Origin of the sequence: Saccharothrix sp. 6-C, assembly GCF_016695385.1 — a bacterium.
Classification (GTDB): domain Bacteria; phylum Actinomycetota; class Actinomycetes; order Mycobacteriales; family Pseudonocardiaceae; genus Actinosynnema; species Actinosynnema texasense.
On the sequence record NZ_CP064192.1, the window covers coordinates 3511666 to 3528136 of the forward strand.

Sequence of the window (16471 nt, forward strand, 5' to 3'; positions counted from 1 at the left end):
CCGCTGTCGCAGCGCGGTCAGCGGTCGGGCCGGTGGTCGCGGAGCGGGGGCGGCGGTCCCGTCAGCGGTGGCGCAGGAGGATCGTGCGGGCGGCCGTCTCGGCCAGGTCGGGGTCCAGCGGCGCGCCGCCGAGCAGCTCGGCGTAGAGGGTCGACTCCACGATCCGCACGTAGAGGAACGCCACCTGGTCCAGGGCGGCCGTCGACCACGGCCCGCCGTCCACTTCGAGGAGGATCTCCTTCTGCGCCGTCACCGCCCGCCGGTGCACGCCGCCGGCCGCGTTGAACAGCACCCGCGCCGCCGTCTCCGGCTCACCGCGCAGGAACGCCCGGAACGGCCCGTCCGCGCGCAGGTCCGCCACGAACCGCCGGGTGACCTCCAGGACGCCTTCCACGCCGCCGTTCGTGCGCTCCTGCCGGGCCCGGACCAGCAACCGGTCGGCCAGCGCCCACAGCACGTCGGCCAGCAGCCCGTCCCGGCTGTGCACGACCCGGTAGAGCGTGGCGCGGCTGATGGCGAGGCTCGTCGCCAGCGCGTCCATGTCGACCCGACCGTGCCGCAGGAAGAAACGACAAGCGCCGCGCAGCACCTGGTCCCGGCTCACCACCCGCCGGACGCCGGTCGACCCCACGGCCCGCCCTCGCTTCCGCCGGCCCGCCCGTCCGGCCCACCCGCATCATCGCGCCCACCCCGCTCGTCCCGCGAGGCCCGCACCGGTGTGCGTCACGTCACTTCGGCCACGTCACGTCCGCCGTCGTCCGGCTCGGCCGGGGGCGCCTACTTCGCGGACGAGGCCGGTTCCTGGAACAGCACGGGCGGCGCGTCGCCGGCCGGACGCGGCGAGGTCGGCTCGGGCCGGGGCGCCCACTCCTGCAGGACGACCGGCTCCAGCTCGGGCGTGACGTCCTCGACCACGGGCTCCACGACCGGCGCGGCGGCCTGCACGGCGAGCTGCTGCTGGGCCTGGCCGATCCACATCAGCCACATGGCCTCGTCGCGGTGACCGCGGTACTCGGCCTTCAGGCCCGCCAGCGCGCCACGCACGCGTGCGGCGACCACGTTGTCCTCGCGCACGGCCGACCAGACGGCGCGGGCGCCGGCGTCGCGGGCCTTGACCAGGAGGCGGACCTGGTCGGTCAACTCGGGCGCGGGCAGGTCCGCCCACGCCGCTACGATTCTCTGTGCCTTGGTCACGGTGCCATCCTTGTCGAGCGGACGGCTCGCGATGGCCGTGACACGATGTTATCAAGGTCTCGTTTTTCGAGGTCAGCGCTAGGGCATCTGATGACGTTCCGGTACCGCTCGCACACCGGCAGCACTCCCGCCGGTGGGCCGCCGACGCGGAACCGCTCGGCGATCGCAAGGCAGTCGTCAGGTGCGGTCGGGCGGTGCCGTGGCACGCTCGTCGGCGTGACGGCCGGCAACGACACGGTTGTCCTGGTCGTCCAGGACGAGGACACGACCTCGCCCGACGAGGTTGCCAGGTGGCTGCGCGAGCACCTCGCGGGCTGGCCCGCGCACGACGTGCTGCTGATCGGCGTGGTGGTCGGCGAGCTGTACGACAACGCCCGCCGGCACGGCTCGCCGCCGTTCGTGCTGGAGCTCGTGCTGGACCGGTGGCGCGAGGCGTTGGTGGTCAGCGTGCGCGACCGCGCCCTGCGCCGGACCGCGCCGTGGCGACCGGCGGCGGGGTTGCTCCTGGTCGACGCGCTGTCCACCCGGTGGGGCGTGCTGACGCAGGCCGCGTTCACCACGGTGTGGGCCGAGCTGGTCTTCGACGACTGACCGCACCCGGCTACCGCCCGATCGTGGTGCTTGGATGGCCGCTTCGTCGGGAAAACAGGCACGGTGGAACTCCTCGGCATCGATCCCGTGCGCGTCGCCGGCGGCCTCGCCCGAGGGCTGGTGGGCCTCGCCCTCGCCCCGCTGGAGCAGACCACCGTGCTGCGCCGTGACCGTCGCAAGGTCTGGTCGTGCCCGGGACGCCTGCACATCGAGGCGCACGGCGTGCACGGGCCGCGTGGCAAGCAGGTGGCTGAGCGGATCGAACGGGCCTTGGAAGGGCGTCCGGGTGTGCTGTGGGCGCGGGTCAACGCGCCGTCCGCCCGGGTGGTCGTCGCCGTCGAGGAGCCCGCGCCGGCGACGGACGACCTGGTCGCGCTAGTGCGCCGGGCCGAGGCCGACCCCGCCACCGAGGACGAGCTGGACCACCCGGCGGACGGGCTCAGGGGAACCCGCCTGCTGCCCACCCTCGCCGCCGACGCCGCGGGTCTGGCGCTGGCCGCCATCACGAGGATAGCGCCGTGGGCCCCGCTCCCCCGGTGAGCTGGGCGCGTTGATCGCCGCCGTCGACCTGCACCCCGGTCTGCGCGAGCTGGCCGCCGGGCGGTTGCAGGGCCGGGAGCGCGCCGACACCGCCACGTCGGTGGCCGCGGCCCTCGTGCACGGCCTGGCCTCGCGCGGCGAAGGCACGCTGCTCGACATCGCCCAACGCGTGCAGCAGTGGCGTGAGGTGCGGGCGCACGAGCGGGCGTGGTGCGCCGCCGAGGCGGACCTGATCGACGGGCCGGACACCGCCGAGGCCGAGCCGGTCGTGGTCGAACGGCCGCGCCCGTTCCCCGAGGGGCCCGCCGACCGCTACGCGCGGCGGGCGCTGGCGGCGGGTGCGGCGGCGGTGGTGGGCGCGACCCCGTTCACCGGTCCGCGCCGGGCCGCCGCGCTGGGCGTGGCGAGCCTGCCGAAGGCGCCGTCGGTCGGCCGGTCCGCGTTCGCCGCGCAACTCGGCCGCGTGCTGGCCACCAGGAACGCGCTGGTGATGGAGCGGTCCGTGCTGCGTCGCCTGGACGCGGTGGACGTGCTGGTGCTCGACGAGACCGCGTTCGGCTCGGGCCGGTGGGTGCTCAGCGACCTCGTGCCGCTGCCGGACGCCGGGCCGGTGGACTCCGGGGCGCGGGGCTCCGACCCGGCCGCCGCGGCCGAGCGGGCGTTCGCCCTGTTCGACCCCGAGGACCCGACGGCGGTGCGCGAGGACGGCGACTGGGCCATCGGCCCGATCGACCGCCTGGGACCGCGAGGACGCAAGGGGGTGCGGGAACAGCGCCGGCCGGCCGGGCACGCCGCGGTACTCGGGCTGACCGAGGGCCGCCGGCTGCGGGCCGTGCCGGCGGTCGACGTGGAGACCCCGCCCGCGGTGGACGCCCTCGCGTCGGCGGCGCGGGAGGCCGGGCTGCGGGTGGTCTTGGCCACCGACCGCGACCACCCGCCGGTCCGGTTCGCCGACCACGTCGTCCCGTCCGGCCACGGCCTGGTCGGCGCGGTGCGCGAGCTGCAGGGCGACGGACACGTGGTGCTGCTGGTGTCCGACCACCGCCGCGCGCTCGGCTCGGCGGACTGCGGTGTCGGCGTGCACCGGGACGGCGCCCCGCCACCGTGGGGCGCGCACGTCGTCGTCCGGGACCTGGACGCGGCCATCCTGCTGGTGGAGGCGGTCCCGGCGGCACGCCGGGTCGACCGGGACGCGATCGTGCTGGCCCAGACCGCGAGCGGCATCGGCGCGGTCGGCGCGTTGAGCACGCGTGGTCCCGCCCCCGCCCGGAACGCGGCGAGAGCGGTCGACGGCGCGTCCGCCCTCGCGTTCGTGGACGGGGTGTGGCGGGCGGCACGGCTGCCCGGCAGCCGTGCGGTGATCGCCCCGGCCACCTCGCAGCCGTGGCACCTGATGCCGGTGGCGACCGTGCTGGACCGGCTCGGCTCGGGCCGCGAGGGGTTGTCCGAACGCGTGGCGCGGGGCAGGCGGCGCACGCCCGCCGGGCGGCGGGCCGTCGGCACGAGCCTCGGCAGCGCGTTCCTGGCCGAGCTGGCCAACCCGCTGACGCCGGTGCTCGCGGGTGGCGCGGCGGTGTCGGCGGCGGTGGGCTCGCCGGTCGACGCGGCGCTGGTGGCCGGTGTGATCGGCGTGTCGGCGCTGATCGGCAGCGCGCAGCAGGTCGTCACGGACCGGGCGCTGGCCACCCTGCTCGGTCGGTCGGCGGTGCGCGCCACCGTCCTGCGCGACGGCCGGGACCGCGAGGTGACGGCGGACGAGCTGGTGCGGGGCGACGTGGTGCGGCTGGCCGCCGGCGACGTGGTGCCCGCCGACTGCCGCCTGCTCGACGCCGACGGGCTGGAGGCCGACGAGTCGTCGGTCACCGGCGAGTCCCTGCCGGTGACCAAGGACCCCGCCCCGGTGGTGGCCGCCGACCTGGCCGACCGGGCCTCCATGCTCTACGAGGGCACCACGATCGCCGCCGGCGAGGCGCTGGCCGTGGTCGTCGCGACCGGTGACGCGACGGAGGTCGGCCGGAGCATGGCGGCGGCCCGCCGCACCACGCCGACCACGGGCGTCGAGGCGCGGCTGGCCGAGCTGACCCGCAAGACGCTGCCCGTCGCGCTCGGCTCGGCGGCGGCCGTCACCGGCGCGGGGCTGCTGCGGGGCGTGCCGCTGCGGCAGAGCATGGGCGCGGCGGTGAACCTCGCCGTAGCCTCGGTGCCCGAAGGGCTGCCGTTCCTGGTCAACGCCGCCCAGCTGGCCGCGGCCCGGCGGCTGGCGGAGCACGGCGCGCTGGTCCGCAACCCGCGCACCATCGAGGCGCTGGGCCGGGTGGACGTGCTGTGCTTCGACAAGACCGGCACGCTGACCGAGGGCACGCTGACCGTCAGCCGCGTCGACGACGGCCGGCGCGGCGCCGACCTCGACCAGCTGGACGACGAGCTGCGCCGGGTCGTGGCCGCCGCCGTCCGCGCCACCCCGGCGGCCGACGACCCGGACGACCTGGCGCACCAGACCGACCGGGCGGTGCTGACGGGCGCGCGGCGGGCCCGCGTCGGTCCCAGGACCGGCGCCCGCGGCTGGACCCCGGTCGACGCGCTGCCGTTCGAACCGTCCCGCGGCTACCACGCGACCGTGGGCCGGGTCGGGAGACGGCTGGTGCTGAGCGTGAAGGGCGCGCCGGAGACCGTGCTGCCGCGCTGTGCCGCCGACCCGGGCGAGCTGCGCCGGCTCGGCGAGCGGGTGGAGCGCCTCGCCGGTCGCGGCCACCGGGTGCTGGCCGTCGCCGAACGCGTCGGCGTCGACCACGACACGGTGACCGACGACGACGTCCGAGGGCTGACCCTGCTGGGTTTCGTCGCGCTGGCGGACCCCGTGCGCGACGGCGCGCCACCGGCCGCCGCGAAGCTGCACGAGGCCGGCGTGCGGATCGTGATGATCACCGGCGACCACCCGGCCACCGGCGAGGCGATCGCCGGCGAGGTCAGCGGCGACGACGACATGACCGTGGTGACCGGGGCGCGGCTCGACGAGCTGACCGACGACGAACTGGACGCCCTGCTGCCGACCGCGGACGTGATCGCCCGCTGCACGCCGGCGCAGAAGGTGCGCATCATCGAGGCCTACCAGCGGCTCGGCCGGGTGGTCGCGATGACCGGCGACGGCGCGAACGACGCGCCCGCGATCCGGCTCGCCGACGTCGGCATCGCGCTGGGCAGGCGCGGCACGCCGGCCGCACGCGCCGCCGCGGACCTGGTGGTCACCGACGACCGGTTGGAGACGATCGTCGCGGCGCTGGTGGAGGGCCGCGCGATGTGGGCGTCGGTGCGCGAGGCGCTGGCGATCCTGCTCGGCGGCAACCTCGGTGAGATCGCGTTCAGCGTGCTCGGCTCGGCGCTGACCGGCCGGTCGCCGTTGACCGCGCGGCAGTTGCTGCTGGTGAACCTGCTGACCGACCTCGCGCCCGCGCTGGCCATCGCGTTGAGCCGGCCGGCCCGCGAGTCCGTGCCCGAGCTGCTGCGCGAAGGGCCGACGTCGTCGCTGGGCCAGGCGTTGACCGAGGACATCACCGCCCGGGCGATCACCACCACGTTCGGCGCCACGGCGGCGTGGACGGCGGCCCGGCTCACCGGCCGCTCCCGCCGGGCGGGCACCGTGGCGCTGGCCGCGCTGGTCGGCACCCAGCTCGGCCAGACCCTGATGACGGGCGGCCTGGACCGGTCGGTGCTCGCCGCGAGCCTCGGCTCGGCCGTCGCGCTCGGCGCGGTGATCCAGACACCCGGCGTCAGCCGGTTCTTCGGCTGCACGCCGCTCGGCCCGGTCGGCTGGGGCATCGCCCTGGCCGGCGCCACCACCGCGAACGTGCTCGGCCTGGCGCTGACCCCGCTGCTCACTCGACGTGCTGGGTGACGGTGCCGCGCACGAAGTGCCGCTGCGCCACCAGGAACAGCAGGACCATCGGCACGGTCGCGACGACGCTCGCGGCCAGCACCAGCTCCCACTGCTCCTCACCGCCCTCGCCGAACCGGTCCAGCACCGCCTTCAACCCGCGCGGCAGCGTGTAGAGCTGCGGCTCCCGCAGGTAGATCAGCGGCTTGACCAGGTCCGTCCACGCGGCCTTCAGCTCGAACACGAACACCACGATCAGCCCGGGTTTGGCCAGCGGCAGCGCCATCGACGTGAACAGCCGCCACGCGCTCGCGCCGTCGACCTTCGCCGCGTCGAACACCTCGCGCGGCAGGCCGAGGAAGAACTGGCGCAGCAGGAAGATGTAGAACGCCGAGCCGAACAGGTTCTGCGCCCACAGCGGCACCTGCGTGGTGGCCAGGCCGAGCGCGTGCCACTCCAGGTACACCGGCACCATGGTCACCGCGGCGGGCAGCATCATGGTCGCCAGCACCACGCCGAACAGCAGGTCACGGCCCGGGAAGCGGAACATCGCGAAGCCGAACGCCACCAGCGCGCTGGACACCGTGGCCGCCGCCGCGGCCGCCAACCCCACCGCGACGCTGTTGCCGATCCACGTCAGCAGCGGCACGGCCTGCCACACCTCGACGTAGTTGCCCGGCGAGAACGGCCGGGGCAGCAGCGCGTTGTCGAACACGTGCGCCCGGTCCTTCAACGACGCGCTGACCAGCCACCAGAACGGGTAGCCGAACGCGAGCGTGACGACCAGCAGCCCCGCCCACACCCCGACGCGCTTCACGACCGGTCACCCTCGTAGTGCACGTACCGGCGCGACAACCGCACCTGCACGACCGTGATGACGGCGATCACCGCGAACAGTCCCCACGCCAGCGCCGACGCGTACCCCATCCGCAGCGACCCGAACGCCTCCTGGAACAGGTGGATCACGTAGAACAGCGCCGCGTCGCCCTCGGCGGAGGCCTTCGCCCGCGCGCCGAAGAACATCGCGTACGCCTCGGTGAACACCTGCAACGACGCGATCGTGTTGACCACGACGGTGAAGTACACCGTGCCGCTGATGCCCGGCAGCGTCACGTGCCGGAACTGCCGCCACGGGCTCGCGCCGTCCAGCCGCGCCGCCTCGTACCGCTCCAGCGGCACGCGGGTCAGCGCCGCCAGGTACAGCACCGCCGTGCTGCCGACGGTCCACAGGCTCATCACCACCAGCCCCGGCTTGATCCACGCGGGGTCGGTGGTCCAGTTCGGCCCCTGGAACCCGAACCAGCCGAGGAACGCGTTCACCGCGCCGTTCTGCCCGTTGAGCAGCAACAGGAACATCGCCGCCAACGCCACCGGCGGCGTCATCACCGGCAGGTACAGGACGGTGCGGAAGAAGCCGCTCCCGCGCCCCGCCCGGCGCAGCAGGCCCGCCAGGCCCAGCGCCAGCACGATCTGCGAGGGCACGTGCAGCGCGGTGAAGAACACCGTGTTCCACAGCGCCGTGCCGACGCGGTCGTCGGTCAACGCCTCGCGGTAGTTCTCCAGGCCCACGAACGCGGGCGGCTTGAGCATGTCGTAGTGGGTCAGCGACAACCAGAGGCTGAACAGCATGGGCCCCGCGGTGAACGCCAGGAACCCGACCACCCACGGCAGCAGGAACAACAACCCCGCCCGCGACTCGCGTCCGCTCACCGTCACGGCCCTACCTCCCGCCCACCCGCTTGAGCGCCCGCTCGGCCTCGCGCTGCGCCTGCGCCATCGCCTCGCCGGGGTCCTGCTGCCCGACCAGCACCCGGTTCACCGCGCCCTCCCAGGCGCGCACCAGCTCGCTCGCGGCGGGACTCGGCGGCAGCGCGAACGCCTGGTCCTGCAACGACAGCGCCACCGGCACGCCCTCGGCCAGGATCGGGTTGCCCAGCGGGGCGAACACCTCGCGGAAGATCCGCTCGTCGGCGGCCCGGTTGGCGGTGAACGTGCCGCCGTAGGGTCGCCCGGCCTCGGCCAACGCGTCACGCCGCGCCGTCGCCGCGGTGACCCAGGTCTGCGTGTCGGTCATCGTGACCAGGAAGCGGCACGCCACCTCGGGGTGCCGGGCGCCCTTGGGGATCGCCCACGCCTGCCCACCGGACTCGGTCAGCACCTGCCCGTTCCGGTCGGTGAACGGCGCGATCGTCACGTCGGCGTCGGGTGAGTTGGTCGCCAGCGTGTTGAGGTACCAGGAGTCCATCGGCATCGCGGCGAGCTGCCCGGTCACGTACTGGTTGTTCGCGCCGAACTGGTCGAACGTGTCGCGGAAGGCCTTGAACGACGCCCAGCCGCCCTGCCTGGCCACCAGATCGGTGGTGTGGCGGACCGCCTCCACGACCCGCGGGTCGTCGAGGCGGGCGCCGGGCCCGATCAGCTCGGCGCCGTTCGCCTTGGCCCACAGGGGCAGGAACTCGGGCACCTTCGGGTCGAAGCCGATGCGCTCCACCCGCCCGCCGCCGACGCGGGCCAGCCGGTCGGCCACCTCGCCCATCCCGGCCCAGTCGGAGGTGGACAGCGCGGCCGGGTCCAGGCCGGCGGCACGCACCACCGGGTTGTTGACGATCATCAGCCGGACGCTGGAGAACTCCGGCAGCCCGTACACCTCGCCCTGGTAGGTGACCTGGCGCAGCGCGGCCTCCCGGAACAGACCGAGGTCGACGCCGTGCTCGCGCACGCACTCGTCCAGGCTCTGGACCGCGCCGCGCGCCGCGTACCCGCCGAGCTTGCGGCGCTCGGCGTAGACCAGGTCCGGCGGGTCTCCCGCGGCCACGGCGGACAGGAACTGCTGCTCGTCCAGCGCGCCCTCGCTGATCCGCAGGTCGACGCCGGGGTTGGCCTCCCGGAACACCGCCACGCGTGCCGTGGCGTGCTCGTCCGGGAGGCCGAACCCCATGGTGACCAGCGCGTCGGAGTGGTCCGACCCCAGCCCGCCGCACCCGGCGGCGAGCAGCGCGGACACAGCCGACACCGCCATGAGCCGGAGCCCGCGCATGCCGCCTCCCGAGACCGGACGTCACCGACGACGTCACCGGGACGGTTCCCGCGCGGGCGCCCCGTCACACCAGGGTCGCCCGGTCGGCGCAAGCGGTCAGCCGCGGAACTCCGGCAGCACCCCGTAGGTGCTGTCGTGCCACGTCTCGGTCGGGAACCCGCCGCCGTCGCCGTAGTGGTAGACGCCCGCGCTCGGCGGCACGACGAACGGCGCCCGCACCAGCGTGCCGACGAAGAAGTCCTCCGAGGTGGCGTAGCCGCCCTGCGGCGTGTAGTAGGAGACCACGTAGTCGTGGCCGGGCTCGACCGGGACGGGCGTCGGGAAGTCGATCTCGGCCATCAGGCCGGGGTGGTCCCAGGGCGCCTCGGCGAGCAGCGCGCCCGTCTCCGACCACAGCCGCAGGGTGATCGGCCCCCGGTACGAGCCGCGGCCGAGTGACGCGCCCAGCAGCTGCCCGGGCCGGTCGACCCGGAACCGCGTGCCCACCTCCACCGGCGACTGGTCGGGGTCGTCGACCGCCTCCTTGTAGTAGGTGCCGAGCTCGCACCGGGTCGCGCAGTCCACCGGCTGCGTGACGGCCGCGCCGCCGACGTGGATGACGGCGGGCGCACCGGTCGGACCGGCGCCGGAGGCGGTGACGACCCGACCCGCGACCACGACGTCACCGACCTGCTCCGGCGTGTGGACGTACCGCCAGTCGACCCGGGACGGGTCGTGGTCGCGCAGGACCTCGGCCGTCACCCAGGTGGCCCCGCCGTCGAACGTCAGCTCGGTGGCGGTGATCGCGACCGTCGTCGGGGTGATCGAGAGGCCGGTGACCAGGACCGGCACGCCGACCTCGGCCGCGGCGCCGGTGGTCGGGGTGCCGATGATCACCCGGCGGTCGTCCTGCGCGTGAGCCGTGCCGGACAGGACCAGGGTCACGGCGGCGGTCGCCACCAACAACCTGGACAAGCGGGGCATGTGCCCTCCTTCGGGCATTGTGCGGACCTACCGCCCGGAAGATCGTCCTCGACCGGGGGTTTCGCTACGCCCGCGCTTCGGGTTCCTTCGGTACCCGAGCCGCGCGCTCCCAGTTGAGACCCGGATCCGCCCGCGGCGCGCCCGCTGCACCAGAATCGGTCGCATGAGCCGCAACGCGCCCTCCGGCGACCCCCGTCCGCCCGGTCGTTGGGTCCACGCGTGGGCGTCCGCGCCGCAGCCGACCGCGCCGGACAACATGCCGCCCGCGCCGTTCACCAGGGCGGGCCTGGTGCTGGCCGACGCCACGCTGCGGCAGACCGTGCGCCCGTCGACCGGCGGCGACCGGATCCGGCTGCGGTTCTCCAACGCCTTCGGCGGCGCGCCGCTGCCCCTCACCGCGGTGACCGCGGCGCTCCCGGCGGGCGGACGGGCCGGGGTGGCGGCGGTGGAGCCGGGTTCGGTCCGGCCGGTCACCTTCCGCGGTCGCTCGTCGGTGGTCGTGCCGGTCGGGGCGCAGGTCGTCTCGGACCCGCTGGACCTCCCGGTGGCGGCGGGCGCGGACCTGACCGTGACGGTGTTCCTGGCCGACGGGCAGGCGTCGGACTCGATCACCTCGCACCCCGGCTCCCGCACCACCTCCCACCTGCTGGCGGGCGACCACGCGGGGGCCGACGACCTGCCGGGCGCGACGAGCACCGACCACTGGTACTTCCTCAGCGGCGTCGAGGTGTGGTCGGAGCGCGCCGCCTCGGCCGTGGTCACGCTCGGCGACTCCCTGACCGACGGCCGGGGCTCCACCACCAACGGCAACGACCGCTGGCCCGACCGCCTGTCCGCCCGGCTCCGCTCGCACCCCGCCACGGCGGACGTCGCCGTGCTCAACCAGGGCATCGGCGGCAACGGCGTGGTCAGCGAGGGGATCGGGCCGACCGCGCTGGCCCGGCTGGACCGCGACGTGCTCGCGCAGACCGGCGTGGCGTGGCTGGTGGTGTTCGAGGGCGTCAACGACATCTGCACCACCGCTGCGACGGCCGAGGCGCAGGAGCGGGTCGTGGAGGACCTGTGCGCGGCTTACGAGCAGATCGTGGTGCGGGCGCACGCCCACGGCATCGCGGTGTACGGGGCGACGCTGGCGCCGTTGGGCGGCAACGAGGCCTACGACGACCCGGACGGCCACCGCGAGGCGTCACGGCAGGCGGTCAACGGGTGGATCCGGGCCGGGGGCGTGTTCGACGCGGTGCTCGACTTCGACGCGGCGGCCCGTGACCCGCGGGACCACCGCCGGCTGCTCCCGGCCTACGACGACGGCGACCACCTGCACCTGACCCCGGCGGGCTACCGGGCGCTGGCGGACGCCGTGCCGCTGGAGCTGTTCGAGCGGCGCTCGTAGCCGCGTCCAGTCGAGACGGACCGACGGGAACCGTTGCCACGCAAAAGTTTCGTGACGGTTCACCCACGTGAAAGTCGACAGTGGACGGGTGCGTTTCCTTGCCCGGGAAGCGAAGTCGTCATAGTTTGACGAGGTCACCGATCCCGGACCAGGAGGGCTTCTCCATGCTCGACGTGCACCCCGCGTGGCTCCCGGCGTCCGCGTTCCGGTCGGTCGGCTCACGGCGGGTCCGCGTCGTCGGGGACGGCCCGGTGGTCGCCACGGTGCGCGCCGAGGTCGCCGCGGCGACGGCCGAGCACGGCGGCGCGCTGGTCGACGACGGTCCGGCGGACCTGGAGCTGGTCTGCGCGCCGGAGGACGGCGAGACGGACCCCGAGGCGTTCGTGGTGGGTCGCGCCGGCCGCACCGCGGTGGTCCGCGCGATCGGCGGACCCGGCCTGCTCTACGGCTTCCACCACCTGGTGCGGCAGGGCGAAGCGGCGTTCACGGGCGAGGCGGGGCCACAGCGGCACGCGCCCCGCCAGCCGGTGCGCATGCTCGACCACTGGGACAACGTCGCCGTGCACCCGGTGATGGGCCAGGTCGAGCGCGGGTACTCGGGCGGCTCGATCTTCTACGCCGACGGCGTGGTCCGCGCCGACCTCTCCCGGGTCCGGTCCTACGCGCGGCTGCTCGGCTCGATCGGCGTCAACCGGGTGGGGCTCAACAACGTCAACGTGGGTCCCGCGGAGGCCGGGCTGCTGACCGACCTGCTGCCGGACGTGGTGCGGCTGGCCGAGGTGTTCCGCCCGCACGGGATCAGGGTGCACCTGTCGGTGAGCTTCGCCGCGCCGGTCACCCTCGGCGGCCTGCCCACGGCCGACCCGCTCGACCCGGCGGTGCGCGACTGGTGGGCGCGCACGACGGCCGACGTGTACGCGGCGATCCCCGACTTCGGCGGTTACGTGATCAAAGCCGACTCCGAGGGGCAGCCCGGCCCGTTCGCCTACGGGCGCGACCACGCCGACGGCGCGAACGTGCTGGCCCGCGCCCTCGCCCCGTTCGGCGGCACGGTGTTCTGGCGCGCGTTCGTCTACGACCACCACCAGGACTGGCGCGACCGCTCGACCGACCGCGCCCGCGCCGCCCACGACCACTTCGCCCCGCTGGACGGCGCGTTCGACCCGAACGTCGTGGTGCAGGTCAAGGCCGGCCCGATGGACTTCCAGGCGCGCGAGCCGCTGTCGCCGGTGGTCGCGGCGATGCCGCGCACCCGGCTCGCGGTCGAGTTCCAGGTGACCCAGGAGTACACCGGGCACCAGAAGCACGTGTGCCACCTCGTGCCGCAGTGGCGCGAGATGCTCGGCTTCCGGCCGTGGGGCGAGGGCGAGCCGACGGTCGCCGACGTCGCCGCGGGCCGGGCCGCCGCACCGGCCGGTGGCGTGGTCGCGGTGTCCAACGTCGGCGACGACCCGTTCTGGACCGGGCACCCGTTGGCGCAGGCCAACCTGTTCGGCTTCGGCCGCCTCGCGTGGGACGAGCGGCTCGCGCCGGAGGCGGTGCTGGACGAGTGGATCGGCCTTACGTACCCAGGAGACCCTGCCGTCTGCCAGGCGTTGCACGAGATCATGGACGGCTCGTGGCTGACCTACGAGCGCTACACCGCGCCGTTGGGCGTCGGCTTCATGGTGCGGCCGGGCCTGCACTACGGGCCCGCCGTGGACGGCTACGAGTACTCCAGGTGGGGCACCTACCACTTCGCCGACCGGGACGGCGTCGGCGTCGACCGCACGCGCGCCACCGGCACGGGCTTCACCGGCCAGTACCCCGCGCCGTGGCGCGACCGGTACGAGTCGACCGACACGTGCCCGGACGAGCTGCTGCTGTTCTTCCACCACGTGCCCTACGGCCACGTCCTGCACTCGGGGACGACCGTGATCCAGCACATCTACGACACGCACTTCGCCGGTCACGACGAGGTGCGGCGGATGGCCGCGACGTGGGCCGGGCTGGAGGGCCGGGTGCCGGCGGAGGTGTTCGACCGCGTCACCGGGCTGCTGGCGGAGCAGCTGCGGTGCGCGACCGAGTGGCGCGACCAGGTGAACACGTACTTCTGGCGCAAGTCGGGCGTGCCCGATGCCCGCGGTCGCACGATCCACTGACCCCGCCGGCGCACGGCCGGCCCGCTACGCGCAGCGGAGCACCAGGACCGCGGTCGGGGCGAGGTCCAGCTCGTCCCCGGCACCGAACCCCCGCCCGCTCAGCAGGTCCGTACCCGCCACCGGCGCGGGCACGGTCCGGGCCTCGCCGTGGTTGAGCACGAACAGGTACCGCGTGCCGTCCGGCGTGACGCGCTCGGTGACCTCGACGTCCGGCACGTCGCCGAGCGGCCCGATCAACCCGTGCTCCGCCAACGCCGCGCGCACGACGGCCGCCACACCGTCGTCGTCCAGCAGCGTCGCCACGTACCAGGCGTGGCCGCGCCCCCGTGCCGCGCGGGTCACGGCGGGCGTGCCCGCGTAGAAGTCCGCCCCGTAGGCGCCGAGCACCTCCGCGTCGTCCGGCACGACGACCTCGAACACGTGCCGCGCGTCGTACTCGACGCCGAACAGGGTCACCGGGTTCGCCACGTCGGGCTGCTGGGCGTCGGTCTCCTCGACCCGCAGCCCCAGCAGGGACGCGAACGGCCCCGGCACGTCGGCCGGGAACGCGTTGTCGTCCTCGTCCACCCGACCCGACAGCGCCGTGGTCACGAACGCGCCGCCCCGCTCGACCAGCGCCGTCACCCGGTCGGCGAGGTCGCCCTTCACCATGTGCAGCAACGGCGCGACGACCACGTCGTAGCCGGAGAGGTCGGCCGTCACCGGCACCACGTCCAGCGGGACGTTCGCCTGCCAGAGCGCCCGGTGGTAGGCGGTCAGCACGTCCAGGTAGCGGACGTTGCGGTTGGGCCCGTCGGACATCTCGACCGCCCACCAGCTGTCCCAGTCGACCAGCAGCGCGGCCCGCGCGGGCGTGCGACCGCCGAGCAGCGCGTCGCCGACGCGGGCGAACTCGTCGCCCAGCTCGGCGACCTCCCGGAACAGCCGCGTGTCCGTGCGGCCCGCGTGGTCGAGCACCGCGCCGTGGTACTTCTCGCACGCGCCGCGCGACTGCCGCAGCTGGAAGTACAGCACCGCGTCCGCGCCGTTGGCGACCGACTGCCACGACCACAGCCGCAGCACCCCGGGCCGCTTGACGGGGTTCACGTCGCGCGAGGCGGTCACCGACGGCGTCTGCTCCATGACCCAGAACGGCTCGCCGTCGCGCAGCCCGCGCATCAGCCGGTGCGCCAACGCCATCCGCGCGGCCGTGCGCGTCGACGACCGGTCCTCCGGCGGGTAGTTGTCCCACGACGCGAAGTCCAGGTGCGGCGCCCACCGGTGGTAGTCGACCGGCTGGTACAGGCCCATCATGTTCGTCGTGACCGGAACGTCCGGCGAGTGCTCGCGGACGGCCGCCTTCTCCGCCAGGAAGCCCTGGAGCAGCTGGTCGGACATGAACCGCTTGTAGTCCAGCGTGATGCCCTGGAACGCGGTGTGGTCGGGCCCCCGCCAGTGCTCGGACAGCGCGTTCGGCGGCTCGATCTGCGTCCACTCGGTGAACGTGTGCGACCAGAACGTGGTGTTCCACGCGTCGTTGAGCCGGTCGAGCGAGCCGTAGCGCTCGCGCAGCCACCCGCGGAACGCGTCGGCGCAGTTCGAGCACCAGCACGCGCCGCCGAACTCGTTGCCGATGTGCCACGCCACGACCGACGGGTTGTCCCCGTACCGCCGGGCCAGCCGCTTCGCCAGCGCCACGGCCGCCCGGCGGAAGTCCGACGACGACGGGCAGGCGTTGTGCCGCTGCCCGTACACGTGCCGCCGCCCCTCGAAGTCGACCCGGCACGCGTCCGGGTACTTCCGCGCCAGCCACGGCGGCATCGCGCCGCTCGGCGTGGCCAGCACGATCCGCATGCCCTCGTCCGCCGCCCGCGCCACGATCGCGTCCAACGTCGAGAAGTCGTAAGCGTGCTCGGCCGGTTCGAGGTGGGCCCACGCGAACACGCCCACGGTGACCGTGTCGATGCCGGCGAGCTTGAACGCCGCGTAGTCGTCGTCCCAGATCTCGCGGGGCCACTGCTCGGGGTTGTAGTCCCCGCCGTAACCGATCCTCGTGGGCACGATCCGTGGCGTCACGCGGTGAACCTCTCGGTGGCGTCGCGCAGCACCGGGTCGGCGTTGCGCAGCAGGAGCAGGGTGAACGGGGAGGCGAGCAGCGCGAGCACCCAGTCGGACGTGAGCGTGACGAGCCCGCCGGCCGCGATGAGCAGCGACAGCGCGCCGAGCGCGCTCGCCGGCCGGGCGGCGAGGTAGTAGGAGGCCAGGCGCGCGGTGTCGCGGGTGCGCAGCGACAGCGTGGACGACAGCACCAGCGCCTGGGTCGACCACACCAGCACCGCCACCGCGACCACCACCAGCACCAGGCCGTACCCGGCGGGCACGCCGGCCAGCTCCAGGTTCGCCAGGCTGAAACCGATCACGGTGAGCACCGCCAGCGCGGGCAGCCACCAGCGCAGCACGTCGAGCCAGTTGAGCCGGTAGCCGCGGCGGAAGTGCCGGGCGGGGGAGAGGTCCCGGTCGTTCAGGAACACCCGCCAGGCGTAGACGGCGGCCGACAGCGCCGGGCCGGCGGGGGCGAAGCACAGCCCGATCAGGGGCGCGTTGCCCGCGCTGCGGTCCAGGAACAGCAGCGCGAGGAACCCGGGCGCGGTCGTCAGCAGGAGCATGGCCTCGATGACGAGGAACCAGTACACGACGGACGCGATGCGCGACAGGACGCCCGCCCCGATCTCGGCGGCGGGATCACCCCGTCGTCCGGCCGTCAC

Annotated in this window: 13 protein-coding genes; 5 read left to right on the forward strand and 8 right to left on the reverse strand. The window is 74.6% G+C overall.

All coding sequences use genetic code 11. From position 1 onward, the window contains the following. Positions 1-61: 61 nt before the first annotated feature. Together IOD16_RS15075 and IOD16_RS15080 are read right to left on the reverse strand one after the other, a co-directional pair. Positions 62-631, reverse strand: a complete 570-nt coding sequence (locus IOD16_RS15075) for a QsdR family transcriptional regulator (protein WP_236594994.1) — start codon at positions 629-631, stop codon at positions 62-64. 146 nt (positions 632-777) lie between these two features. Next, positions 778-1194, reverse strand: coding sequence for a hypothetical protein (locus tag IOD16_RS15080; protein WP_123741339.1), 417 nt, complete (start codon positions 1192-1194; stop codon positions 778-780). 216 nt (positions 1195-1410) lie between these two features. Between IOD16_RS15080 and IOD16_RS15085 the strand changes: the two genes are divergently transcribed. The 3 genes from IOD16_RS15085 to IOD16_RS15090 all read left to right on the forward strand — a co-directional run bounded on the left by IOD16_RS15085 (position 1411) and on the right by IOD16_RS15090 (position 6217). Next, on the forward strand, positions 1411-1785 hold the full coding sequence (locus tag IOD16_RS15085; protein ID WP_201440569.1) for an ATP-binding protein: 375 nt from the start codon (positions 1411-1413) through the stop codon (positions 1783-1785). 63 nt (positions 1786-1848) lie between these two features. After that, positions 1849-2325: a heavy-metal-associated domain-containing protein gene (locus IOD16_RS41250; protein ID WP_328809458.1), complete on the forward strand. Its 477-nt coding sequence runs from the start codon at positions 1849-1851 to the stop codon at positions 2323-2325. Positions 2326-2335: 10 nt separating this feature from the next. Beyond that, positions 2336-6217 (forward strand): cation-translocating P-type ATPase, encoded by a 3882-nt coding sequence (locus tag IOD16_RS15090; RefSeq protein ID WP_328809459.1) that lies wholly within the window; start codon positions 2336-2338, stop codon positions 6215-6217. On the opposite strand, the gene IOD16_RS15095 is transcribed toward IOD16_RS15090, so the two are convergent. From IOD16_RS15095 to IOD16_RS15110, 4 genes are all read right to left on the reverse strand, one after another. After that, positions 6198-7013 (reverse strand): carbohydrate ABC transporter permease, encoded by an 816-nt coding sequence (locus IOD16_RS15095; RefSeq protein ID WP_201440570.1) that lies wholly within the window; start codon positions 7011-7013, stop codon positions 6198-6200. The genes IOD16_RS15090 and IOD16_RS15095 overlap by 20 nt on opposite strands. Then, complete coding sequence (locus IOD16_RS15100) at positions 7010-7912, reverse strand: carbohydrate ABC transporter permease (RefSeq protein ID WP_201440571.1); 903 nt, start codon at positions 7910-7912, stop codon at positions 7010-7012. The genes IOD16_RS15095 and IOD16_RS15100 overlap by 4 nt, the downstream gene beginning before the upstream one ends. A gap of 4 nt (positions 7913-7916) precedes the next feature. Further along, positions 7917-9233, reverse strand: a complete 1317-nt coding sequence (locus IOD16_RS15105; protein ID WP_201440572.1) for an ABC transporter substrate-binding protein — start codon at positions 9231-9233, stop codon at positions 7917-7919. Positions 9234-9329: 96 nt separating this feature from the next. After that, positions 9330-10196, reverse strand: coding sequence for a DUF4082 domain-containing protein (locus tag IOD16_RS15110; protein ID WP_201440573.1), 867 nt, complete (start codon positions 10194-10196; stop codon positions 9330-9332). A 163-nt stretch (positions 10197-10359) separates the two neighbouring features. Here IOD16_RS15110 and IOD16_RS15115 point away from each other — a divergent pair, with 163 nt between their 5' ends. Continuing rightward, positions 10360-11586 carry an SGNH/GDSL hydrolase family protein gene (locus IOD16_RS15115; protein ID WP_201440574.1) on the forward strand — a complete coding sequence of 409 codons (1227 nt, stop codon included), beginning with the start codon at positions 10360-10362 and terminating at the stop codon, positions 11584-11586. Between the two features lie 125 nt (positions 11587-11711). Then, positions 11712-13727, forward strand: a complete 2016-nt coding sequence (locus tag IOD16_RS15120; RefSeq protein ID WP_236594995.1) for an alpha-glucuronidase — start codon at positions 11712-11714, stop codon at positions 13725-13727. 24 nt (positions 13728-13751) lie between these two features. Here IOD16_RS15120 and IOD16_RS15125 read toward each other — a convergent pair whose 3' ends face one another. Next, a complete protein-coding gene (locus IOD16_RS15125) occupies positions 13752-15782 on the reverse strand; it encodes a beta-galactosidase (RefSeq protein ID WP_236594996.1) in 2031 nt (676 codons plus the stop codon). Further along, positions 15779-16471: a DUF624 domain-containing protein gene (locus tag IOD16_RS15130; protein ID WP_201440575.1), complete on the reverse strand. Its 693-nt coding sequence runs from the start codon at positions 16469-16471 to the stop codon at positions 15779-15781. The genes IOD16_RS15125 and IOD16_RS15130 overlap by 4 nt, the downstream gene beginning before the upstream one ends.